Here is a 22,796-nt window from a genome sequence, read left to right on the forward strand (position 1 = left end):
CGAAATCGATGTCTAGGCTCCCGCGCCGTGGACGGCCACGTTCGATTGCTGCAGGAGGTCGCGGCCTCGACCGTGACGGTCTCGGCGGAGATTCCGCCGTCGCATCCATCGGCGGGGGTCCTCGGGACGACGCGCACGGGAACGGGCGCCGTCGTCGACGAAGACGGCACCATCCTGACCGTCAACTACATCGTTCTCGGCGCCAATCAGCTCTCCGTCACCGATACCGAGGGCAACACCTCGCCCGCCAAACTGCTCGCGCAGGATTTCACGACCGGCGTTGCTGCCGTGGTCATGGAAGGAGCGCCGCCACCGCCGGTGCGCCGTGGAAGCTCGAAGCTGGTGGAGGCCGGACAGGATCTGTTCCTGGTGTCGAGCGTCGGCGGCTCCGAGCGCCGCTCGGCCAGCGGTTTCGTCTCCTCGACCGAAGCCTTCGACGCCTACTGGGAATATTTCCTGGAGCGGGCCATCTGGCTCAGCGCCATCAACCCCGGCCTCGGCGGTGCGCCGCTGTGCGACGGCCGCGGCCGCATGGTCGGCATCGTCTCGCTCAACCTCGGCGCCGTCGGCCGCGCCACTCTGGCGATCCCCTCCGAGCACTGGTTCGATCACGCCGACGAGCTGCGCGAGCACGGCCGCCGCACCACTCGTGCCGCCCGCGCCTGGCTCGGAATGTTCTGCTACGCGCTGCCCGACCGCACCGTCGTCGCAGGCCTGGTTCCGGGCGCGCCCGGCGAGCGCTCGGGCCTCAGCGTCGGCGACGTCATCGTACGCGTCGGGGACGAGCAGGTGACCGGGCGCTTGCAACTGTACGAAGCGATCTGGCGTCACCGCCCCGGTGACACCATCGCCCTCAAGGTCTTTCGCAGCGGCCGCCTGGCCGAGCTCCACATCGAAACCGGCGACGCCGAAGAATTCTTCCGCATTTGACGGACCGCGCGTGTCCGCGTCAGCCGGCGGCGCCGGCTTCGGGCGGGACCGCCGCCTCCGCGTCGCCGAGATGCTCGACCTCATCGTCGTCCGAATCGGCCGGCACGTCACGGGGGCCGGCGACGAAGACGCCGAGGCCGATCAGCGTGATGGCCGAGGCGACGAGGAACATCATCGGGTACCCGTACTGCTCGATGATGGTGCCGAAGAAGAACGCGCAGCTGGAGATGCCCAGGCTGTAGGAGCCGCTGAACAGGCTCTGCGTGCGACCGATGTTGCGGGCGGTGCTCCAGTCGGCCACGAGCGCGTTCATCGTCGGGTAGAGCATGCCGTGACCGAAGCCGAACACGGCGCCGATGAGGACCATCGTCGCCATGTCTCGGACGACCGCCAGCGCGCCAACCGCCGCCGTCAGCACGATCATGGCCGGCAGCAGGACGGCGCGCCTGCCCAGGCGGTCCGAGACGCCGCCGAGCAGCACGCGCACGGTCACGGCCGCCAGGCTCCAGGCCGTGAAGAAGGCACCGACGCGCCCGATGTCGAACCTCTTCATGAATACCGGCACGAATGTCTGGGTGGCGCCGAAGCCGAAGCCGTAGCACAGCATGGCGATGGTGGCCGCGGCCACGGCGCGTCTGGCCAGCTTGGGGTCGATCTCGGTCTTGCGCGCGCGCACGCGGAACTCGGGCGGCTTGGGCAGGCGCAGCGCGATCGCCAGCGAGATCGCGCCGAGCACCGCGCCGACGCCGAACATCGTCGGGAAGCCGTAGCGCGTGATGATCTCTTCGCCGACCGCGGGACTGATGGCATGCGTCAGGATCGTGGAGATGCCGAACCAGCCGATCGCTTCGGCACGCCGTTCCATGGGCGCGAACAGCACCGCCAGCGTCTGCGCGCCAGTGAACGCCGCCGTGAAGGCGATGCCCTGCAGAATGCGCACGACGTAGAGCGCCGTGCCGATGTCGTCGAGGAAGACGAACGCAACCGAGCACAGCGCGCCCAGACCGATGCCGCTGATCATGAACGGCCTTCGGCCGAAGCGGTCCAGCAGGTAACCGATCAGCGGCAGGGCCGCCAGGCCCGCGAAGCCCGAGGCTGCATTGACCCGGCCCGCCAGCTCTTCGCCGCCGCCACGCTCGACCACCCAAAGTGGGAGCAGGAAGAAGAACGCCAGGTTCAGGAACGACAGGAAGTTGGCTGCCGACACCAGGAAGAACGCGCGCGGGATGGGAGGTTTCTGCGCCGGCACCGGCACTGTCTAGCGAGCGTCGGATGGGCTGGCAATGCGATCGGCCTCCATCGTCCGTTGCACGTCGTCGGCCTGCGCCTTGCGAGACGAACCGCGAACGGCCGACAGCTCGGTTGAATTGCGGTGGCCGCTGCGGGATGCTGCGTGTCCTTCATGTACGAGAGCTTTTTCGGGCTCAGCGATCTGCCTTTCCGGCTCACGCCCGACCCAAGATACCTGTTCATGAGCGCGAAGCATCGCGAGGCGTTCGCGCATCTGGTCTACGGCATCAGTGAAGGCAGCGGATTCGTCGCCATCACCGGTGAGGTTGGCGCCGGCAAGACCACGCTCATCCGCGCGCTGCTGGCCGAGGCCGCCAAGGACGTCACCGTCGTCTCGATCGTCAATCCGGTGCTGACGTCGACCGAGCTCCTGCAGACGATCAACGCCGAGCTCGGGCTGCCCTCGCGCAGCACCAGCCGCAAGGAGCTGCTCGAAGAGCTGTCGGCGTTCCTGCAACGGAACAAGAAAGAAGGCCGCCGCACCGTCATCATCGTCGATGAGGCGCAGAACCTTGATCCGGTCGTCCTCGAGCAGCTGCGGCTCCTGTCCAACCTGGAGACGGAAACCGAGAAGCTGATCCAGGTCGTGCTGGTGGGCCAGCCCGAGCTGCATGGCCTTCTGCAGCGCCACGACCTGCGCCAGCTCAACCAGCGCGTCACGGAACGCTGGCACCTCGACAAGCTCGATCGCGACGAGGCGTACGAGTACGTCCGCCATCGTCTGCGTGTGGCCGGTGCGCAGGGCGAGCTGATCGACGGCAAGGGCCTCGAGCTGATGTACCGCTTCACCGGCGGTGTGCCGCGCCTGCTCAACATTCTCGGGCATCGCTCGCTGCTGGTGGCCTACACTCGAAGCCGCGGCCGCGCCGGTGCACCCGAAGTGACCGCGGCCGCGCGCGAGCTCGGTTACGTGCCGCAGGCCGTTGCCAGGGAAGGCCGCAGCTGGCCGCGCTGGGCTGCCGTGGCCGGTGCCGGTGTGGCCGCGGCGGTAGTGGCCTTCTTTCTGTTCGCGCCGCTCGCCGACGATGCCACCGCCACCCGCCGCGTTGGCGAGGAGGCGGCGCAGGCACCGGTGCAGCGTCGCTCGGCCCTTGCGCCCATGCCCGCCACGTCCGGCGAGGCCGCAGTGACCGATGTCGATGCCGCCGCAGGAGCTGCAGGCGCGTCGCAGCCGTCCTCGGCGGAGCCGCAGGCGCTGGCGACGGCTTCCGCATCGGCCGCACCTGCAGCCGCACCGCCGCGGTCGCCGCCATCCGCCGAATCCGTGCTGGCCGCGCTGACGAGCGTGCCGGTGTTCGACGCGGCGGTGACCGCCTACTCCTCGCTCCTGCAGCTCTGGGGCAAGCCGGCGGTGACCGAAGCGGATCTGACCGATAGCACGCTCGACCTCGAGCCCATCGCCGCCTCCAGAGGCCTTCGCTACCTGTCGGTGGAGATCAATCGCGCCCTGCTGTCCGTGCTCGATCTGCCGGCATTGATCGAGCTGCAGTTGCCTGGCCAGAGCGAGGTACGCTACGCACTTCTCGAAGGCGTCGATCCCATCGGCGGAATGGTGCATCTCGGCGGCGGCGTTGCCGTCAGCGACGCGACGTTGGACCAGTGGTGGAACGGCCGCGCTCACATCCTGTGGCGTGATGAGCAGGGCCTTCGCTTCGATCTTGGCCCGGGCAGCGGCGGCCCCGCCGTGCGCAAGCTGCAGGAGATGCTCCTCCAGGCCGGCGTGTATCAGGGCGAGCCCACGGGCCTTTATGACGATCTGACGGAAAACGCGGTGCGCCGCTTCCAGGACGCCAGGCACATCGCCACCGACGGCGTTGCCGGGCCCATCACACAGATCCTGTTGTACAACTCGCTAGGCACGCAGCCGCGACCTACACTGGTGCGCGCTCGCGCCTGAGGATCGAGGGAAGCAATTGAGCAGCATTCTGGATGCGGTCACCAAGGACGCGCAGCGAGGCGACAAGCCGGCGCTGACGCCGCTGCCGCCGCAGTTCGAAGGCGGGCCGCCACCGCCGTCTGGCGGCCGGCGCTGGGCGTCCGCTGCCGCGGTCGTCGTCGTGGGCCTGGTGATCGGCGCGCTCGCCGCGCGAACGTTCGGGACCGGCGACAGCGAGCCCGAATCGCTGCTCGTCGCCGAGGTCGAAGAGAAGATGGCTCGGCGCGGCGCTGACAAGGCCGGCGCAGGAGCGGCCGGCGCGGAAAGCGGCGACGCAGAGCGGCTCGCCCCCGCTGAGCCTGCGGCAGCCGCCGATCGCGGGCGCGGCGATCGTCGCAGTGCCAAAGCGGAGCGCCAGGAGGCAAAGGAAGCCCGCCATGCGGTTCGCGAGGCGCGCCATGCCGGCAAGATGGAAGCTTCGAAGGTGGTGCCGGGCGACGGCGCGAAGACTCCTGCGCTGCCGGGCCGGAGCGTAGCGCCCGTCCCTGCGCGCGCGCCCGCTGCTGCACCGGCGCCGCAGGTAAAGACGGCACCGCCGCTGACCCCGCCGTCGGCGCCGAGCCCGTCGGCCGTCGCGGCGGCCAAGCCGCCTCCGGCGCGAGACGTTGCTCCACCGCCGGCACCGACGCCGCCATTTACCGGGCCGGCAACCCCGCCGCTGCCGGGACCCGATGCACTTGCCGACGCGGCTGCGGGCGGCGGCACCGGGATCGTTCCGCGCGCGACCCCTCGCGATGGCCGAGAGTTGACCGAGCCGGCCACTCCGCCGGAAGCGCCGCCTTCACCGACGGTGGCGCAGACCCGGCCGGCAGCGCCGCCCTCGGCAGCGACGACGCCAGCGGCGCCGCAGGCAGCCTCATCGCCCGCTCGTGCAGCCGCGACCGCGGAAGTGAATCCGCCGGTGGCTGCGCCGGTGCCTGCGAACCAACCGTCCGTCGCCGTCGCTACGCCGCCGGGCGTCGCCGCGGCCACGCCGCCGGGCGCGCCCGCAGCCCGACCTGCCGCCGGCCCGACCGCTGCAGCGCCCAAGCCGTCCGCTGCGCCGCCGCCCGGCGCCGCACGCCCTGGCGGCGCAGCAGCGCCCGTCGCTGCCGAGCCGCCCGTGGTCGTCGCCAGCGTTCCGCCACCAGGCGTTCCGGCGCCGCGTGCGCGCAGCGGACCTGCACCCGCCGGCACCAGGCCTTCCGCTCCAGCACCCGGGGCCGTTGCACCGCCCGCTCCGGCGCCCGCCGACGCGGCAGCGGACACGCCGGCGCCGGGGCCGCGTCCAGTGCTGGAGGAGAAGCCGACGGATGCGCCCGAGGTCGCGCTGATGTTCATCCTGTGGGCTCGCCAGCCCTCGCAGAGGATGGCGTCCATTCGCGTCGGCACCGGCAGCGTCACCGTGGTTCACGAAGGCGAGTTCGTGGAGGGAATGCAGGTCGCGTCCATTCATCAGGACGCAATCGATTTCACCTGGACCGGGCGCACCTTCCGCATCCACGTGCGCCCGTTCTGAGCTCCTACTGCAGATAGCCGAGGCTGCGCAGCGTCTCTTCGTCCTGCGGATCCGGACGCGCGCGCCGCGCCGCTGGCCGCGTCTCCGCCATCGACGTCTCCCACGCGTCGAGAGCCGCGGCGAGGTCGGCCTGAAGCGCATCCCGCCTGCCTTCATACAGATTGTTCAGCTCGGCCGGGTCCGCCGACAGATCGTACAACTCGTAGGCCGAGGTGCGGCGCCGCTGCGGAATCTTGATCAGCTTGTGCCGGCCGCGACGCGCCATCGTCCAGCGCCCGTCGACGCCCTTGACCTGCAGGCGCGGAAAGGCGGCCGCACGTCTTCGGAACGGCGTGGCGGCGGCGAAGAGGGTGCGCCCGGTGCGATCCTCGGAAGGATCGAACAGGTCCACTCCATCCAGATCGCCGCCGCACGTCCATCCCATCATGCGGCACAGCGTCGGCACCACGTCGATCGGCGACGCCAGATCGTGACGATGGCCGGATGGCACACCCGGCCCCCGCATCATCAGAACCGCGCGGACCAGTTCGTCGTAGACGGTGTAGTCGTGCGCGAAGAAGAGGCCGTGCTCGCCCATCGCCTCGCCGTGGTCGGAGACGATGACGACGAGCGTCTCGTCGCTGCGTCCGCTCGAGTCCAGGCGTGCGAGCAGTCGTGCAAGCTGCTCGTCGACGTATCGGAGCTCTCCTTCGTAGAGCCGCATCGCCTGAGCGACGTCGGCGGGAGCGTAGTCGGCGCCGCTGTAGATGCGCGTCAGATCGCGGTCGTCGGCGGAGAAGTCCCGCATGACGCGGCTGTCGGTGCTGGCGGCCCCGGCGGCCGCAGCGTGCTCGGCCGGCGGCCGGTACGGCATGTGCGGATCGAAGTAATGGACCCAGAGGAAGAAGGGAGAGCTGCCGAAGCCGTCGAGGATCCGCAGCGCCGAGTCCGTCACCGACCTGGCATTGGCGCCTCGCAATGACACCGGCTCGTCGTCCCGGTGCGCGGCGTAGTGCTCGAATCCGCGATCGAAGCCGGTGGCCGGCCGCGCCAGCCACGGATTGGAGACCACCGCGCCCGTGCGCAGGCCGGCGCCGCGCGCCAGCTCCGCCAGCGTCTGTCCGGCAAAGTCATGCAGCGTGACGCCGGAGGCGTGGATGAAGATTCCGGAGCGGTCCGGGTAGGCGCCGGTCATGAGCGCAGCGACCGCCGGCATCGTGAAGGGCGCGACCGAGACGGCTTCGCGGAAGACGGCCGCCTGCTCGGCCCACCGGGCCAGCGCCGGCATGTGCTCGGGCGCGCCGCCGTATGCTGCAACCCGATCGGCCCGCAGCGTGTCGATCACGATCATCAATATGGACGTGGCCGACGTCGTGGGAGCGCGCGGTCCGGGCCCCTCAGGAACGTGCTCCCTGCAGCCGCCCACGAGCGCCGCGATTGCAATCGCGCACGCACAACGACCGGCTGCCTGCATCGCAAGCATGCGCAAACGCAAGCACCCCCCAAGCTGGTGGTTTTGCAAAAGCTTGCGATGCTTTCGCCACGTCGCCGAAACGACGACGCCAAAAATCCCTAAGCTGCTGAAGTTGATGGCATTTCCCCACGACAGGATGGCGTAACTGCCGATGCTGCCGAGTGATTTCTTGACTGCCTTCCTTTGCATGCGTAGCGTCACGCGTCATTCGGCGATCGCGAAACGAGCCAAACCCCGCGAAACGCCGTCGGATTTTACACATGAAGAGCCGCAACACGGGGACGGCCCCCCTGGACCACACCCGCGCCCGGCCGCGAAAAAGCGCACCAGTGAAGGCAAACGCCAAAACCGCAACGCCAGCGCCCGCTGCGGAGAACGGCCAGCAGCCGTTCTCCTCCGACAAGAGCCTCGCCACCCTTCTCGAGCTCGGGAAGGAGCAAGGCTATGTCACCTACGACGACATCAATCGCCTCTTTCCGCCCGAAGACTGCGCCCCCGAAGACATCAAGAACGTCATCAACTCGCTCATCGAGAACGACGTCGAGATCCTGGAGGGTAGCGGGGAAGAGGAGGACGGGGAAGCCGAAGGCTCCGAAGAGGTCGATCCGGACACGTTCTTCACTGATGAGGACGAATGGGTCCTCGACACCGGAGACGAGGAAGGCGAGCAGAAGGAGCCCGAGCCCGAGCCGGCGCCCGAGCTCGAGGCCAAGGTCGCCACGCCCGAGCGCGAGTACAGCGCCGACAGCACCGACCCGGTGCGGATGTACCTGCAGGAAATGGGCAGCGTGCCCCTCCTGTCGCGCGAGCAGGAAGTCACCATTGCCAAGGAGATCGAGAGCGGTCTCCACGAGGTCCGCGACTGCGTCTACGCGCTGCCCATCGCGTCGCTGTACGTCATCGGCCTTGCCGACATGCTCAAGACCGGCGAGATCGAGCCGCGCGAGATCTTCGGCGACGACACCGACGAGGATCGTGCCAGCCCCGAGCGCGACGAGAAGCGGCTGAAGGATTTCCTCCACGCGGTGGCCACGCTCAAGCGCCTCTACAAGGCGTACGAGCAGTTCGTGCCGGCGCGGCTGTCGCCCCCGGCGCCGCCCAAGATCGGCACCAAGCCGCGCAAGCCCACGGCGCGCGAAGAGAAGTTCGTCGCCGCCCGCGAGAAGGTGCGCCAGCACCTCGTGGAGATGGAGCTCGGCGAGAAGCACGTCAACAACATCGTCAACAAGCTCAAGGAGGCGCGCGAGAAGGCGCGCGACTACGAGCGCATCATCAAGCGCGCCGAGAAGCGCACCAAGCGCGACGCCAAGCAGATCCTCGAGGTCGTCCGCCAGGTCACCAACGGCAACGCGAACGCGAAGCGCAAGGCGGCCGGCAATCTGCGTATGAGCGTGGACGCGGCGCAGGAGCTGGCCAACAGCATCAAGGAGGCGCGCCGCTCCATCACCGACATCGAGAAGGCGGTCCACATGTCCTTCGAGGACCTGGACCACTTCCTCAAGATCATCCGCCGCGGCGAGGATCGCGCCCAGCTCGGCAAGAAGGCGCTGATCGAGGCCAACCTGCGCCTCGTCGTCTCCATCGCCAAGCGTTACACGAATCGCGGGCTGGGCTTCCTGGACCTGATCCAGGAGGGCAACATCGGCCTGATGCGCGCGGTGGACAAGTTCGAGTACCAGCGCGGGTACAAGTTCTCCACGTACGCGACGTGGTGGATCCGGCAGAGCGTCAGCCGTGCGATCGCCGACCAGGCGCGCACCATCCGCATCCCGGTCCACATGATCGAGACGATCAACAAGGTGCTGCGCACCTCGCGCTACCTCGTTCAGCAGCTCGGCCGCGAGCCTACGCCCGAGGAGATCGCCGAGCAGATGGAGATGCCGGCGGACAAGATCCGCAAGGTTCTCAAGATCGTCAAGGAGCCGGTCTCGCTCGAGACGCCGATCGGCGATGACGAGGAGAGCTCGCTCGGTGATTTCGTCGAGGACCGCCAGTCCGTCTCTCCGTCGGATGCGGCCGTGGCTCTGTCGCTCGAGGAGCAGACGCGCAAGGTGCTGGCCACGCTGACGCCGCGTGAGGAGCAGATCCTGCGCATGCGCTTCGGTATCGGCGAGAAGACCGACTACACGCTCGAAGAGGTCGGCCAGAAGTTCGCGGTCACGCGCGAGCGCATTCGCCAGATCGAAGCGAAGGCGCTGCGCAAGCTGCGCAACCCCCAGCGCGCGCGCAGCCTCGAGACGTTCGGCTAGTTGGAGTCGCGCCGAGGCCCTGACACTATCCGGCCGTGCCTCGGCGATCTGACGCCAGACGAGCTGTCGACGAGCAGCAGGAAGAAACGCCGATCAAGGGCGGTCGTATCGACCGCTCCGCGCTCCGGCGCGGCGCCACGATCGTCGTCCTGCTGCTGGTCGTTTCCTACACCGGCATCTTCCTGTGGGCCGGCGCCGACAGCCTTCGCGCTGCATGGGACCGCCTGGAAGCGCACTACGTCACGCTCCCGCTCCTGGCCACGTTCCTGAGCTATCTGACCATGTCGATCTCCTACGAGGGGATCGTGCGCGCCGCCGGCGCCTCCATCGGCTCGCGCGACATGTTCCGGATCACGCTGGTCGCCAACACGGCCAACTACATTTTCCCCAGCGGTGGCCTGACCGGCTTCGCGCTGCGACTGCTGTTCTTCACCAAGCGGGGAATCACGCCGGGGACGGCGGTGGCGATCTCCTTCACGCAGACGCTGCTGACCAACCTCATGCTGGTGCTGTTCGTCGTCTACGGCCTGATCAACCTGCTACTGAAGGAGGACATCGAAGGCACGCCGCTGGTGGCGGCCGGCGTGGCGACGGCGCTGCTGGGAATCGGCTTTCTGCTGCTCGTTCTCATGATCTACAGCTCGGCCATGCGCCAACGCATCCTCTCGGTCGGTGCGCACGCCGTCGACCGTGTGCTGGACCGCACAGGCTATCACGGACGATTCGCCGCCCGCGCGCGCCGCTTCTTCGTCCACATCGACGAGGGGATGGGCCTTTTCGCGGGCAGGCCGGGAGCGATGGTGCTGCCGAGCCTGTGGATCTTCATGGACTGGCTTTTCATGATGGGAGCGCTGTGGCTCGGTTTCTACGCGACCGGGCGTCCCGTCGGCTTCAGCCTGATCACGATCGCGTTCTCGGTCTCCAGCGTGCTGGCGTTCCTGTCGTTCGTACCCGGCGCGGCCGGCGTGCTCGAAGGGAGCCTGGCCGTGACGCTGTCGAGCCTGGGCGTCCCGATCGAGGATTCGGCACTGCCCATCTTTCTCTACAGGTTCTGCTACTTCATCGTACCCACCGTGGTCGCCTTCTTTCTGGCCCACGGTGCCTTCACCGGGACGCGCAGGGCCGAAGAGGTGTTGTGAATCGTCTGCGCAACCTCTTCATCGCGGGCCTGCTCGTGTTGATTCCGGTGGTGCTGACGATCTGGATACTGCAGCTTCTCCTCGGTTTTCTCGACGCGGTCTCGCAGCCCCTCCTGCGCCTGTACATCGGGCGCGACGTTCCCGGCGTCGGCGTAGTGCTGACGGCGCTGATCGTGCTCATGCTGGGCTACATGACGTCCTGGTTCGCCGGCCGGCGCGTGGTCGAAGCCTTCGAGGCCCACATGGCTCGGATCCCGATCGTGGGCAGCATCTACTCGACGACGCGTCAGGTCGTGCGCGGCTTCTCCTCGAGCGAGGGTATGAGCTTCAAGCGCACGGTTCTGGTGCGGCGTGAGGACGCGCTGCTGTTCGGCTTCGTCACCGGCGAGTTCGTGCTGAGCCGCGAAGGCGAGGAGGTGGAGATGGCCAGCGTTTACGTACCCACGAATCATCTTTACCTCGGCGACGTCTTCATCATGCCGCGCAAGGACGTGCTCGAAGTGGACATGACGCTCGAAGAGGGGATTTCCGCGGTGCTCTCGTGCGGCGGCTCGCTGCCCGACGAGATCCGCTTCCGCGATGCCGGCCACCTGTCGGATTCGCAGCGGCCGCGGGAGCTGCCGAGGCCATGAGCGAGGAACGCTATCTCGGCTTCGACGTCGGCGGCCAGTCGGTCAAGGCCGCGCTCGTGGACGCTCGGGGCACCGTGCTGCGCAGCGAAAGCGCGCCCACCGGCCCAGGCACCGACGAGGAGAGCCTGGTGCGCACGTTCCTGGCGCTGCGCGAGTCGCTGGCGCACGACGGCTGCGCCGGCGTGGGCGTCGGCATCGCCGGCGTGCTCGACAGCCATGGAACCTTGCGCGGTGGCCCGCACCTGCCCGAGCTGCATGGAAAGCGGATCGAGAAGTTCGTCGCCACAGGAATGGGCGTGCCCGCAACCGTGCGCAACGACGCCGACTGCGCCGCCGTCGCCGAAGGCTGGATCGGTGCCGCAGTAGGCCGGCACGACTATCTGGCCATCACGCTCGGCACCGGCGTGGGGTCGGGGCTGGTGCTGGGCGGGCAGCTGCGCCGCGGCGAGAGCGGCTACGGCTGCGAGTTCGGGCACATGATCGTCGTGCACCAGGGGCTGCGCTGCGGCTGCGGCAATCGCGGCTGCCTCGAAGCCTACATTTCCGAAACGGCGACACGACGGGCGGTGGAGCGTGCTGGTCTGGAGCAGCGCCTGCTCCGCGGCCGCGAGCCCGAAGGCGGCATCGCTCGCGTGCTGTTCGACGCGGCCGCGGGCGGCGATGCGCAGGCCGACGCGATCGTCGACGGCATGATCGATCATCTCGGGACGGCCTTGGCTTCGGCCGTCAACATTCTCGACCTCACCACCATCGTCGTCGGCGGCGGCATTGCGCCCGGCGTGCTGGCGCGCGTCGAGCGGCTGCGGGCGGCCATCGCGGCGAGCCTGTTCGCGCGCTCGGTCGATGACGTCGAGATCGTCGAAGCTGCCGGAGGCCCGCTCGCCGGCGCCATCGGCGCCGCTCGTCTGGCGATGCTCGCGCGTTGAGCGCGGTGGCCGTTTCAGCCTAGAATCCGCGACGCTTACACCCACGGAGGTCGTCCCCGCATGCACAGGAACCTGAAGACGCTGTCCGTTCTCGCCTTGTCGCTCGCCCTGGCCGCTTGTGAGAACAAGAGCGAGACCACGACGGCGCCGGCCGCCAAGCCCGCCGATGCACCGGCCGCAGCGCCCGCTCCTGCCGCAGGCTCGGGTGCCAGGACCGTCGCCTTCGAGCTGAAGGACGAGAAAGCCGTGGGCGCGCTGCAAATCGACGTCGAATACAAGGGAAAGGGCCGCTTCGTCGGGGATCACGATGGCGTGGCGTGCGAGACGCTGATCGAGGGTGCGCTGAGCAGCTACAACCACATGCCCAACGAGAAGATGCTCAAGGCCGCGTTCGTCGCGGTCAAGGGCTTCACCGGCCCGGTCAAGTTCTCGCAGTGCAAGTACGAAGGCGAGACCAAAGCAGACGATTTCAAGATCACCGTGCGCGATGCTTCCTCGCCCGATCTTCAGGAGATCGATCCTGCTCCCAGCGTCGCGGTGACGTTGCAGTGACATGACGGTCCGCCGCAAGACACGTCAGATCTTCGTCGGGAACGTGCCCATCGGCGGAGACGCGCCGATCGCCGTGCAGTCGATGACGACGACGAAGACGGAGGACGTGGCCGCAACGCTCGAGGAGATCCACCGGCTCGAAGAGGCGGGCTGCGAGATCGTGCGCGTGGCGGTGCCGCACAAGCGCGACGCGCTGGCGCTCGGGAAGATCCGGTCGCAGATCCGGATTCCGCTGATCGCCGACATCCACTTCGACTACCGGCTGGCGTTGATGGCGCTCGATCAGGGAGTCGACTGCATCCGCCTGAACCCCGGCAACATCGGAACGCGCGATCGGGTCGAGGAAGTCGTCAAGGCCGCGCGGCCTCGCCGCGTACCCATCCGCATCGGCGTCAACGCCGGCTCGCTCGAAGAGGACCTGCTCGACGAGTACGGCTATCCCACCGCCGAGGCGATGGTGAAGAGCGCCATGCGCCACGTGGCCATCCTCGAGGAACTCGACTTCTACGACATCAAGATCTCGATCAAGGCCTCCAGCGTGCCGCTGATGGTGGAAGCGTATCGGCAGCTTGCGCGCGCGTGCGACTACCCGCTGCACGTGGGCGTCACCGAGGCCGGCATGCCGCCGGCCGGCATCGTCAAGTCCTCCATCGGCATCGGCATGCTGCTGGCCGAAGGCATCGGCGACACGATCCGCGTCTCGCTCACTGCCGATCCGGTCGAGGAAGTGCAGGCCGGCTTCGACATCCTGCGTGCGCTGAACATTCGCGCCAAGGGCGCGATGATCGTGGCATGTCCTTCCTGCGGGCGGATCGAGGTCGATCTGTTCAAGCTCGTCGAAGAGGCCAAGCAGCGCCTGGCGCACATCGAGAAGCCGATCACGGTTTCCATTCTCGGCTGCGCGGTCAATGGTCCGGGCGAGGCGCGCGAGTCCGACATCGGCATCGCCGGCGGCAAGAACGGAGGCCTCCTCATCCGCCGCGGCCAGGTCATCGGCAAGTACAAGGAAGGTGAGCTGGTCGACGCGCTCGTGCGTGCCGTCGACGAGATGGTCGCCGAGGATGCGCCCGCCCCGCAAGCGCACGAACAGGAAGGGGCCAGGTCTTGAATCTAGGGGTCGCCGCGATCCGTAGATCGAAGGCCTGACCGCAGGAACACCGCGGCGTCGCCGCTCCGAGAGAGCCGTGCTTTACTCCCGTCTGCTTCTGCCCACGCTCAAGGAAGACCCCGCCGACTCCGAAGTCGCCAGCCACCGCCTCATGGTGCGCTCGGGCATGATTCGCCAGGTCGCACGCGGCATCTACGATTTCCTGCCGCTCGGCCGCCGCACGCTGCACAAGGTCGAGGCGATCGTGCGCGAGGAGCTGAACCGCGCGGGATGCCAGGAGGTGCTGCTGCCCGTCGTGTGCCCGGCCGAGCTGTGGCAGGAGAGCGGGCGGTGGGATCTCTACGGCAAGGAGCTGCTGCGCATCCGCGACCGCAACGACCGCGAGTTCTGCCTCGGCCCGACGCACGAAGAGGTGATGACCGATCTGGTGCGGCGTGACGTGCGCTCCTATCGGGAGCTGCCGCTGAACCTCTACCAGATCCAGACCAAGTTCCGCGACGAGATCCGGCCGCGCTTCGGCCTGATGCGCGGGCGCGAGTTCGTGATGAAGGACGGCTACTCCTTCCACGCCACCTACGAGGACACGCTGCGCGAGTACGAGAACATGCGCCAGGCCTACAGCCGCATCTTCCGCCGCTGCGGCCTGCGTTTTCGTGCCGTGGAGGCCGACACGGGCAACATCGGCGGCAGCCTCAGCCACGAGTTCCAGGTTCTGGCGGAGTCCGGCGAGGACCTGATCGTCAGCTGCAGCAAGTGCGAGTACGCGGCCAACGTCGAGAAGGCCGAGAATCGTCCGGTGCCCGCGCAACCGCTGCCGGATGCCGCGCTCTCGGAGGTGCCCACGCCCGGCGCGCGCACCATCGAAGAGGTGTCGGCATTCCTGTCGCGCCCGCCCGAGCATTTCATCAAGACGCTGATCCTGATGGCGGACGAGCAGGGTATCGCCGTGCTGCTGCGCGGCGACGATCAGCTGAGCGAGCCCAAGCTCAAGGCGATGCTCGGTGCAACGGTGCTGCGGATGGCCGAGCCGGCCGAGGTCGAGCGTCTGACGGGCGCGCCGCAGGGCTTTGCCGGCCCCGTGGGGCTGAAGCTGCCGATGTACGCCGACTACCGGCTGTCGGGATGCCGCGGCATGGTCAGCGGCGCCAACAAGAACGACACGCACGTGGTCGGCGTCTCGAACGAGAGGGACTTCTCCGGCGTCACCTTCGCCAACCTTCGCACCGCCGCGGCGGGCGACGCATGCGCGCGCTGCGAGGACGGCGTCTTCGAGGAGCACCGCGGCATCGAGGTCGGACACGTCTTCTATCTCGGCAAGAAGTACAGCCAGAAGCTGGGTGCCACCTACCTCGACGATCAGGGCAACGCGCAGGTGATGGAGATGGGCACCTACGGCATCGGCGTCACGCGCACGATGGCGGCCGCCGTCGAGCAGCATCACGACGACAAGGGCATCCGCTGGCCGATCTCGCTGGCACCGTTCGAAGTGGTCATCGTTGCGGTCAAGTGGGACGATGAACCGAGCCGCGTCGCGGCGACCTCGCTGCACGACGCGCTCCAGGCGGCCGGCGTCGAGGTCCTGCTCGACGACCGCGACGAGCGCGCCGGCGTCAAGTTCAATGACGCGGATCTGATCGGAATTCCGTTCCGCATCACGATCGGACCGCGCGGGCTCAAGGAAGGCAAGGTCGAGCTGAAGGAACGCTCGCAGGCGCAGGCACAGGAGCTGACGCTGGAAGGCGCCGCCGCAGACGTCATCGAGCGCGTGCGCCGCGCGCACGCGGAGCTGCGCCAGTGACCGTGCGGTCGGCAGGCCTTCGCGAGCGAGCGCGCGAGCGGCTCATCTTCGCGCTCGACGTCTCCACGGCGCGCGAGGCGGGCCAGCTCGTGCGCACGCTGCGCGACAGCGTGGCGATGTTCAAGGTCGGCAAGCAACTGTTCCTGCGCGAGGGCCCGCGCATCATCCAGTTCGTGCGCGAGCGCGGCGGCGAGGTCTTTCTCGACCTCAAGTTCCACGACATTCCGCAGACCGTGGCGCGCGCGTCGGTGGAAGCCACGCGGCTTGGCGCCGCCATGTTCAACGTCCATGCCTCCGGCAGCAGCGCGATGATGAAGGAAGCCGTGCGGCAGGTCCGCCGCGTCTGCCGTACCGAGCATCTGCGCCGGCCGCGCATGCTGGCGGTCACCGTGCTCACCAGCCTTTCGGCCGTGGATCTGGAGACGATCGGCGTGCTGTCGACGCCGGTGCAGGATCAGGTTCTGCGCCTGGCGGTGCTGGCGATGGAGGCGGGGATGGACGGCGTCGTCGCCTCGCCGCAGGAGATTCGCGCGATCCGCGAAGCCTGCGGGCCGCGCTTCCTCATCGTCACTCCGGGCATTCGCCGCGACGGCGACGACATGGGGGATCAGACCCGCGTCACCGGACCGGCCGAAGCCGTCGTCTCCGGCGCCGACTATGTCGTGGTTGGCCGGCCCATTCGCGACGCGCCCGATCCCCGCGCGGAAGCCGAGCACATCATCGACGAGATCGCCGATGCGCTCGTCACGCGCCGCCGCGCCTGATCCTGCATGCTCGCGTTGCTGAGGCGGCGGCGCCGCCGTCGCCTGCGCCAGCAGCCGGTGCCCGAGCACTGGCGCCAGATCCTGCAGCGGCGCTCCTCCCTGTTTCGCCGGCTTCCCGAAGCCGATCGGGCCGAGCTGCTGTCGTGCATCAACGTGCTGCTGGGCGAGAAGAGCTTCGAGGGATGCGCCGGCCTCGAGCTGACCGAGGAGATGCGTGTCGTCATTGCAGGACAGGCCGCGCTGCTGCTCCTGCATCGTGACACCGAATATTTCTCCGTGCTCGAGACCATCCTGGTCTATCCGGAGTCCTACGTCGTCAATGTGCAGACGCCGCTGCAGGATACGCCGCCGTTCGAGCTCGGCGGTGCCGAGATCACGATCGAGGAGTCGCTCGACCACGTCGGAGAGTCCTGGCAGACGGGCAGCCTCATCCTGTCGTGGAGCGACGTGCTGCGCGGCGCAGCGGATCGCGATCAAGGCTGCAACGTCGTGCTGCACGAGTTCGCGCACCAGCTCGACATGGAGAACGGCGAGGCCGACGGCGCGCCGCCCATCGCGGATGCGGCGCTGCGCAAGCGCTGGCGCGCCGTGTTCGAGCGCGAGTACGAGCGCCTGTGTGATCTTGCGGACCGCGGGCGCCGCACGTTCATCGACGACTACGGCAGCGAGCATCCGAGCGAATTCTTCGCCGTGGCCACCGAGCACTTCTTCATGGAGCCGGTCGAGTTCTCCCGCCGGCATCCCGAGCTGTACCGGACGCTGGCCGAGTACTACCGGCAGGATCCGAAGACGTGGGGGCGGCGATCGTGAAAAGGCATTCGCTAACCCCCTCAGGGTAGCGCCATAAGGCACGCGCAGCGCTTGCAGCGGTGTGAAGGATTTCGGCGCTGGCAATCCGTGCTGTCGCCATGCTACGGAGCTACCGCCGCGTCGGCGACGCCACCGCATCGTGACTCCTGATGGGATGAAATGCCTGACCGGCGTCTATGCCCACCCCGACGACGAGACCTTCTCCGGCGGTGGGACGTACGCGAAATACGCGGCGGCCGGCGTGCGTTGCACCGTGTACTGCGCGACGGACGGGGATGCCGGAAAGACCTCCGGCGTCGCCGTCCGATCCAAGGCGGATCTTGCGGTGCTGAGGCGCGAGGAGCTGGATGTCGCACGGAAGATCCTCGGCATTGCGGCGATCGAGCTGCCTGGGCATCCGGACGGTGGTTTGATCGCAGAAAACGCCGACAGGATCGTGGGCGAAATCGTCCGCCATTTTCGCCGTGAACGGCCGCAGGTCGTCATCACGTTCGGGCCCGAAGGGGCGCCGAATACGCATCCCGACCATCGCGTCATCTCTCGCTGCGCGACTGCCGCGTTCCTGCTTGCGGGGAACGATACGATTTTCGTCGAACAGCTCGAGGCGGGACTGGAACCTCACGCTCCGTCCCGGCTTTACTACGTTACGTGGCCCAAACCGGGCGCCGAAGCGCTGCTGAAGACGCGCGGCCTGCCCGCCACGGCGTGCATCGACGTGCGCAATTTCCGTGAAGTCGAAAGGCGGGCATGGGCTGCACACAGGACTCAGCAACTATTGCAGCAGCGCTTCGACGAAACGGCCGCGGCGGACGATGAGCTTTTCGCATATGCGATGGGGGTCGCGCAGCCGTCGCCGCTCGTGGACGATCTGTTCGCCGGTCTGTGACGGCGGCGTGGCTTGACACAGGTTGCCGGCACCGGCTCGGTCATTGCATGCGTCTGGCCTTCGTAGCCTCCTCCCTCCGAATCTCGGGCGGGATGCAGACCGTGGTAGGGTTTGCGGCGCGGCTGGCGGCGCGAGGCCACGATGTGTCCATCGTGTTTCCGCGAGGCGCCAGCGATCCCAGCTTAATCGACAGACTCGGTCCCTCGGTGAAAACCGTCGAAGCGGGCGGGGGATTGACCGCAGCGATGAGTCTCCCGTCCATGGGGCGTCTGGCGGTGGCGCTGGCTCGTGCAGTGCCAGACGCCGATGTGATTCTCGCGACACACGCGCCGACCGCAGTGCCCGTGCTGCTGGCGAGTCGGCGCAAGCGGGAGCGGCGCGCGATGTGGTTCTATCAGGACTACATGGACATGTTCGTCGAGCGCCCCTTCGAGCGCGCGATCCTCCGGCATTTGCCGCCTCGGTTCGAGCAACTGGTGACGGTCTCGGAAGCCGCCGCCGACGATGCTCGCAGCCGCGGTGCGCGGCGTGTGACCAACGTCCGCACAGGCATCTCCGATCCCGAGCTTTTCCATCCGCCGTCCGATTGGGCGTCGCGGGTGCCGGGCTTGCTGGCCTGTATAACCGACATGCGGCCGCGCAAGGGGCTGGCCGATCTCCTGGCCGCCGCGGAGCGTCTGTTTGACCGGATGCCCTCGATTCGCCTGGCGATCGTCTCGAAGGAAGAGTGTGCCATACGGACGCGCGTCCCGTTCGATCTCCATCTGCGGCCGCCGCGCTCGCAGATCGCTGATCTTTTCCGTCGTTGCTCCGCATTCGTGTCGCCGACATGGTCGGAGTCATTCGGCCTGCCGGCGCTGGAGGCAATGGCGTGCGGCGCTCCCGTGGTCACCACCGAAACTCTCGGCGCGAGGGAATACGCGTCGGCCGGAGTCAACTGCCTCTTGGTACCACCGCGCGATCCGGTCGCGCTCGCCGCCGCGGTCGAACGCGTCCTGAGGGATGCCGATCTCGCGCGCAGACTGTCGCAGGCCGGAGCCGCTACGGCGCGTACGTTCGAGTGGAAAGAATGTGTGAGCCGCTTGGAACGTGCGCTGAGCGAGTGACCGCGGCTTCGATGCCTCCGGCCACGCCCCGAGGTTTGGGCTACCGGCCTGCTGCGCGAGCGGAGTTGGCGTCGCCCCGCCTACGCTTCCGCAAGAACCCCTGACTTCACCGCCGCCAGAACCGGCGGAGCCGTCGCCGCAGCCGCAGGCCCGACGAAGGCCGCGTCACGATCGCTCGCCAACACCAGCCGAACCGCGGGGTTTGCAAGCGTGCAACCCGCGCTCGCGACAGCAAGATGAGCTTCTCCCCTCTCCACGGCGATCGATGCATCGAGTCCGGCCAGGCGCAGGTGCATCACGCGGGCGCGCGGATCCAAGAGGCGGAGCGCACGCTCCAGCGCCGCCGTCTGCTCGCACGGCGATCCTGACACCACCATGGACGCATCGACCTCGGCCTGCGTCACGATCAGCTCCACCGACGCGCGAGAGCCTGCATCCAGTCCCTCCACCTCCGGTGGGATGCGCAGCCATCCATGAGCTCCGGTGATCGTGCTGATGGAGCCGGCGCCCTGCGGCAGCATGCCGACGACGTAGCCATCGTGGCCACGCGTCAGGCAGACTCGACGGAACTCCTCGATGCCGGTGCGGGAGACGATCTTGCGTCCCACGCGCGCTTCCAACGTCGCGCGAGCCTGCTCGCCCGTGCCGGACAGGCGCGCGAGCAATGGTTGCAGAAGCTGCTCGGCCGCAACGATGGCGGCCACCGGGTAGCCGGGCACCGCCAGCACCGGAGTGGTTCCAATGCGTGCCAGCGCCACGGGCCGCCCGGGTGCGATGTCGACGCCGTGGACGAACACGTCGCCGAGCTGCTGCAGCACCGCGATGGTCAGATCCTTTCGACCCGCCGAGCTGCCGGCGATGGCGCACACGACGTCGAAGCTGCGGCGCGCCTGGTCGAGCGCGCCGAGCAGCGCGTCCTCGTTGTCGGCGAAGATGCCCAGCCGCACCGGCTGCCCGCCCCATTCCTCGATGAGCGCGGCCAGCACGCGCGAATTGTACTCGATGACCTGTCCCGCAGCGGCGGCACGATTCGGCTCGACGACTTCGTTGCCGGTGGCAAGAATGCCGACCGACGGACGCTGCCGCACCAGAACGCGGCTGTTGCCGGTGGCCAGCAGCGCGCCGAGGTCATAGGCGCGGAGACGGTGGCCCGCCGGCACCACGACGGTGCCCGCATCGATGTCCTCGCCTGCAACACGCAGATCGCGTCCGGGCGGCGACGGAGTCCTGATCTCGAACGCGTCGCCGGCAGCGCGCGCCTCCTCGATCCTGACCACTGCATCGGCCCACGGTGGCAACAACGAGCCGGTATCGACAGGCCGGCACACGGCCTGATCAGGCGGCGGTGCCTCGTCACGGTTCCAGACCGTGAGCCGAACCGGCTCCTGCGCCGAGGCGGCGAACGTATCGCGGGCGCGCACGGCGATGCCGTCCATCGCCGATGCCTGGTAATGCGGCGCAGGGTGCTGCGCGAGCACCTCCTCGGCGGTGACGCGGCCGCAAGCCTCTTCCACTGCGATCTCCTCGGCGGCGAGCGGCTCGATTCCCGCCAGCAGCAGCTCGCGCGCGACCGGCAGCGGCTTGCGTTGCAGGAAGGTGGTCAAAACAGCAGCACCTCCACTTCGGTGCCGGCCGACAGGCCTTCGCTCGAGCGCGGAATGCGAAGAAGTGCGTCTGCGCGCGCGATGGTCGAGATCGTCACCGACTTGCCGCGCAGCGGCCGCGCGCGCAGCAGCTCGTCGTCGCCTGCCTGCTCGAGCCGCACGCGCACGTAGTCCTCACGGCCCGGCGTCGAGGAAAGGTTTTCCGTCAGGCGCGCGCGCACGCGCGGCCGCCGGGCAAGGATGCGAGCCAGAGGCTCGCCCTCGCGAACGCGAATCAATGTGCTGCCGAACAACGTGAAGACGACGGCAGCCGCCGACGGATTGCCCGGCACGCCGAGGATCGCCAGCGGGCCGATCCGCGCCAGCATGGTCGGCTTGCCGGGCGCGATGGCGATGCCGTGAAAGACGACCTGCGCCTGCTCGGCGCCCGAGACGGATCCGAGAACGAGGTCCTTGCTTCCCATCGAGCTGCCGCCCGATACGATGAGGACGTCGCATTCGGCGCGCGCGCGCTCGAGCAGGGACCGCAGCGCCGCTTCGTCGTCTCGCACCACGCCGTAGTCGGTGACGCTCGCGCCGAGCGACCGCGCCATCGATGCCAGCAGGTACTGGTTGACGTTGCGCACCCGCCCCGGCGGCAGCTCGTCCTCGGGCTCGACGATCTCATCGCCGGTGGCGGCAACGCCGACGCGCGGCACCTTGCGCACGACGACGTGGCTGCGGCCCACGCCGGTGATGACGCCGACGTCGCTGCCGCGGATGCGATGACCGGCCTCCAGCACCGGGTCGCCACACCGCAGGTCCTCGCCGATGGCGATGGTGCTGGCGCCCGGGACGACCGCGCTTCGGATGAGAATGCGCCCGCCGATCTCCTCGGTGTGCTCGACCAGAACCACGGCATCGGCGCCCGGCGGCATCATCGCCCCGGTGGACACGCGCAGGGCGCAGCCCGGGCGGATCGGCTCGACCGCAAGAGCGCCCATCGCCACCTCGCCGATCAGCTCGAGAGCGACCGAGCTGGTGTCGGAGGCGGCGTAGGTGTCCTGCGCGCGAACGGCGAAGCCGTCCATGTTGGATCGGAAGAAATGCGGAACGTCCTCGCGTGCCGTCACGGGCTCGGCCAGGACCCGGCCGAGGCAGGCGCGGCTCGAAACGGTCTCGGTCCCGAGCGGCTCGACGAGCGCGAGTTGCTCGTAGGCCTGCTCGGTGGTCAGGAGCCGCAGGAACGGCTTCATGTTTGCAGCCTTCGGTGCTCCAGACATGGAAGCTCTTGCCGTACGCGGTCGATTACCTCGGCTTCGAAGCGGGCCATCACGAAGCCCGCGCCGTCGTCCTCGCCCCGAGCGAGGACCTTGCCCCAGGGATCCACGAGAAGCGAGTTTCCGTAGTCTTCGATGCCGCCGCTGGAGCGCCCGAACTGATTGGGCGCGATCATGAAGAGCTGGTTCTCGATCGCACGCGCCCGAACCAGCGCTTCCCAGTGCGCCTGCCCGGTCGGCCGCGTGAACGCCGACGGCATGACCACGATCTCGGCGCCCGCCTCGCACAGGCGGCGGAACAACTCGGGGAAGCGCAGGTCGTAGCAGATCGCCAGCCCGATGCGCCCGAGGCCGGTGGCGACGGTGACGATCTCGTTGCCGCGCGCGCGGGTGGCCGACTCCCGCACCGTCACGCGGCCGGGAATGTCGATGTCGAAAAGGTGGATCTTCCGATAGACCGCCAGGCGCTCGCCATCCGGTCCATAGACCACCGAGGTGTTGAACGGCCGCTCCTGGCCCGCCGCGAGTTCCAGGATCGACCCTGCCACCAGGTGCACGCGCAGGCGCCGCGCCAGCTCGGCCATGCGGTCGGAGGTTGGACCGGGAATGGGCTCGGCCTGCTCGTGCTCGAGGTCGAGCGGCCCGCGCCACGCGAAGACCTCGGGCAGCGCGATCAGCTCGGCTCCGGCACCCGCCGCCTCCTCGATCCAGCGGCACGCCGCGTCGACGTTGGCGGCCTTGTCCGTGCCGGCGTGGAGCTGAATGGCGGCTGCAAGGAACGACTTCATGACGATCGCGGCGAACGCTACGTTCGCGCTCGGCGCCGGTCAACCGAGCGAGCAGCGAGAGAAAATTC

The 22,796-nt window shown here is 68.4% G+C and carries 19 protein-coding genes; 14 read left to right on the forward strand and 5 right to left on the reverse strand.

What is annotated here, in order from left to right; translation table 11 throughout:
• The first annotated feature begins 27 nt into the window (after window positions 1–27).
• Window positions 28–930, forward strand: coding sequence for a S1C family serine protease (locus VEC57_05355; GenBank protein HYB98544.1), 903 nt, complete (start codon window positions 28–30; stop codon window positions 928–930).
• 19 nt (window positions 931–949) lie between these two features.
• Here the strand turns inward: VEC57_05355 and VEC57_05360 are convergent, their stop codons facing one another.
• Entirely contained in the window at window positions 950–2,179 is a 1,230-nt protein-coding gene (locus VEC57_05360) for an MFS transporter (GenBank protein HYB98545.1), read from the reverse strand.
• 222 nt (window positions 2,180–2,401) lie between these two features.
• On the opposite strand from VEC57_05360, the gene VEC57_05365 reads away from it, so the two are divergent.
• Together VEC57_05365 and VEC57_05370 are read left to right on the forward strand one after the other, a co-directional pair.
• Window positions 2,402–4,117, forward strand: a complete 1,716-nt coding sequence (locus VEC57_05365; protein HYB98546.1) for an AAA family ATPase — start codon at window positions 2,402–2,404, stop codon at window positions 4,115–4,117.
• Between the two features lie 16 nt (window positions 4,118–4,133).
• On the forward strand, window positions 4,134–5,654 hold the full coding sequence (locus VEC57_05370; GenBank protein HYB98547.1) for a hypothetical protein: 1,521 nt from the start codon (window positions 4,134–4,136) through the stop codon (window positions 5,652–5,654).
• 4 nt (window positions 5,655–5,658) lie between these two features.
• Here VEC57_05370 and VEC57_05375 read toward each other — a convergent pair whose 3' ends face one another.
• Entirely contained in the window at window positions 5,659–6,984 is a 1,326-nt protein-coding gene (locus VEC57_05375) for a sulfatase (GenBank protein ID HYB98548.1), read from the reverse strand.
• Between the two features lie 452 nt (window positions 6,985–7,436).
• Between VEC57_05375 and rpoD the strand changes: the two genes are divergently transcribed.
• From rpoD to VEC57_05430, 11 genes are all read left to right on the forward strand, one after another.
• Window positions 7,437–9,356 carry an RNA polymerase sigma factor RpoD gene (gene rpoD / locus VEC57_05380; protein ID HYB98549.1) on the forward strand — a complete coding sequence of 640 codons (1,920 nt, stop codon included), beginning with the start codon at window positions 7,437–7,439 and terminating at the stop codon, window positions 9,354–9,356.
• 35 nt (window positions 9,357–9,391) lie between these two features.
• Window positions 9,392–10,495, forward strand: coding sequence for a flippase-like domain-containing protein (locus tag VEC57_05385; protein ID HYB98550.1), 1,104 nt, complete (start codon window positions 9,392–9,394; stop codon window positions 10,493–10,495).
• Window positions 10,492–11,127, forward strand: coding sequence for a DUF502 domain-containing protein (locus tag VEC57_05390; GenBank protein HYB98551.1), 636 nt, complete (start codon window positions 10,492–10,494; stop codon window positions 11,125–11,127). The genes VEC57_05385 and VEC57_05390 overlap by 4 nt, the downstream gene beginning before the upstream one ends.
• Window positions 11,124–12,053: an ROK family protein gene (locus VEC57_05395; protein ID HYB98552.1), complete on the forward strand. Its 930-nt coding sequence runs from the start codon at window positions 11,124–11,126 to the stop codon at window positions 12,051–12,053. The genes VEC57_05390 and VEC57_05395 overlap by 4 nt, the downstream gene beginning before the upstream one ends.
• A gap of 60 nt (window positions 12,054–12,113) precedes the next feature.
• Entirely contained in the window at window positions 12,114–12,605 is a 492-nt protein-coding gene (locus VEC57_05400; protein HYB98553.1) for a hypothetical protein, read from the forward strand.
• 1 nt (window position 12,606) lies between these two features.
• Window positions 12,607–13,713 (forward strand): flavodoxin-dependent (E)-4-hydroxy-3-methylbut-2-enyl-diphosphate synthase, encoded by a 1,107-nt coding sequence (gene ispG / locus VEC57_05405; protein ID HYB98554.1) that lies wholly within the window; start codon window positions 12,607–12,609, stop codon window positions 13,711–13,713.
• 76 nt (window positions 13,714–13,789) lie between these two features.
• Complete coding sequence (locus tag VEC57_05410; GenBank protein ID HYB98555.1) at window positions 13,790–15,511, forward strand: proline--tRNA ligase; 1,722 nt, start codon at window positions 13,790–13,792, stop codon at window positions 15,509–15,511.
• Window positions 15,508–16,275, forward strand: a complete 768-nt coding sequence (pyrF, locus tag VEC57_05415) for an orotidine-5'-phosphate decarboxylase (protein ID HYB98556.1) — start codon at window positions 15,508–15,510, stop codon at window positions 16,273–16,275. Before VEC57_05410 ends, pyrF begins: the two co-directional genes overlap by 4 nt.
• 6 nt (window positions 16,276–16,281) lie before the next feature.
• A complete protein-coding gene (locus tag VEC57_05420; protein ID HYB98557.1) occupies window positions 16,282–17,085 on the forward strand; it encodes a M90 family metallopeptidase in 804 nt (267 codons plus the stop codon).
• 154 nt (window positions 17,086–17,239) lie between these two features.
• Entirely contained in the window at window positions 17,240–17,971 is a 732-nt protein-coding gene (locus VEC57_05425) for a PIG-L family deacetylase (protein HYB98558.1), read from the forward strand.
• A gap of 92 nt (window positions 17,972–18,063) precedes the next feature.
• Entirely contained in the window at window positions 18,064–19,077 is a 1,014-nt protein-coding gene (locus VEC57_05430) for a glycosyltransferase family 4 protein (GenBank protein HYB98559.1), read from the forward strand.
• A gap of 80 nt (window positions 19,078–19,157) precedes the next feature.
• On the opposite strand, the gene VEC57_05435 is transcribed toward VEC57_05430, so the two are convergent.
• The 3 genes from VEC57_05435 to VEC57_05445 are packed head-to-tail and all read right to left on the reverse strand — an operon-like array spanning window position 19,158 to window position 22,728.
• Window positions 19,158–20,681 (reverse strand): molybdopterin-binding protein, encoded by a 1,524-nt coding sequence (locus tag VEC57_05435; GenBank protein ID HYB98560.1) that lies wholly within the window; start codon window positions 20,679–20,681, stop codon window positions 19,158–19,160.
• Complete coding sequence (glp, locus tag VEC57_05440) at window positions 20,678–21,916, reverse strand: gephyrin-like molybdotransferase Glp (GenBank protein HYB98561.1); 1,239 nt, start codon at window positions 21,914–21,916, stop codon at window positions 20,678–20,680. Before glp ends, VEC57_05435 begins: the two co-directional genes overlap by 4 nt.
• Window positions 21,913–22,728 (reverse strand): carbon-nitrogen hydrolase family protein, encoded by an 816-nt coding sequence (locus tag VEC57_05445; GenBank protein ID HYB98562.1) that lies wholly within the window; start codon window positions 22,726–22,728, stop codon window positions 21,913–21,915. The genes glp and VEC57_05445 overlap by 4 nt, the downstream gene beginning before the upstream one ends.
• Window positions 22,729–22,796 lie beyond the last annotated feature (68 nt).

This window comes from Candidatus Limnocylindrales bacterium, from assembly GCA_035626395.1.
Lineage (GTDB): Bacteria > Desulfobacterota > Binatia > UBA1149 > CAITLU01 > DASPNH01.

Coding starts and splice junctions, on each gene's coding strand:
- VEC57_05365 (HYB98546.1), top strand. CDS start 2,402: ATGAGCGCGAAGCATCGCGAGGCGTTCGCGCATCTGGTCTACGGCATC.
- VEC57_05375 (HYB98548.1), bottom strand. CDS start 6,984: ATGATCGTGATCGACACGCTGCGGGCCGATCGGGTTGCAGCATACGGC.
- VEC57_05395 (HYB98552.1), top strand. CDS start 11,124: ATGAGCGAGGAACGCTATCTCGGCTTCGACGTCGGCGGCCAGTCGGTC.
- VEC57_05400 (HYB98553.1), top strand. CDS start 12,114: ATGCACAGGAACCTGAAGACGCTGTCCGTTCTCGCCTTGTCGCTCGCC.
- ispG (HYB98554.1), top strand. CDS start 12,607: ATGACGGTCCGCCGCAAGACACGTCAGATCTTCGTCGGGAACGTGCCC.
- VEC57_05420 (HYB98557.1), top strand. CDS start 16,282: ATGCTCGCGTTGCTGAGGCGGCGGCGCCGCCGTCGCCTGCGCCAGCAG.
- VEC57_05425 (HYB98558.1), top strand. CDS start 17,240: ATGAAATGCCTGACCGGCGTCTATGCCCACCCCGACGACGAGACCTTC.
- VEC57_05430 (HYB98559.1), top strand. CDS start 18,064: ATGCAGACCGTGGTAGGGTTTGCGGCGCGGCTGGCGGCGCGAGGCCAC.
- glp (HYB98561.1), bottom strand. CDS start 21,916: ATGAAGCCGTTCCTGCGGCTCCTGACCACCGAGCAGGCCTACGAGCAA.
- VEC57_05445 (HYB98562.1), bottom strand. CDS start 22,728: ATGAAGTCGTTCCTTGCAGCCGCCATTCAGCTCCACGCCGGCACGGAC.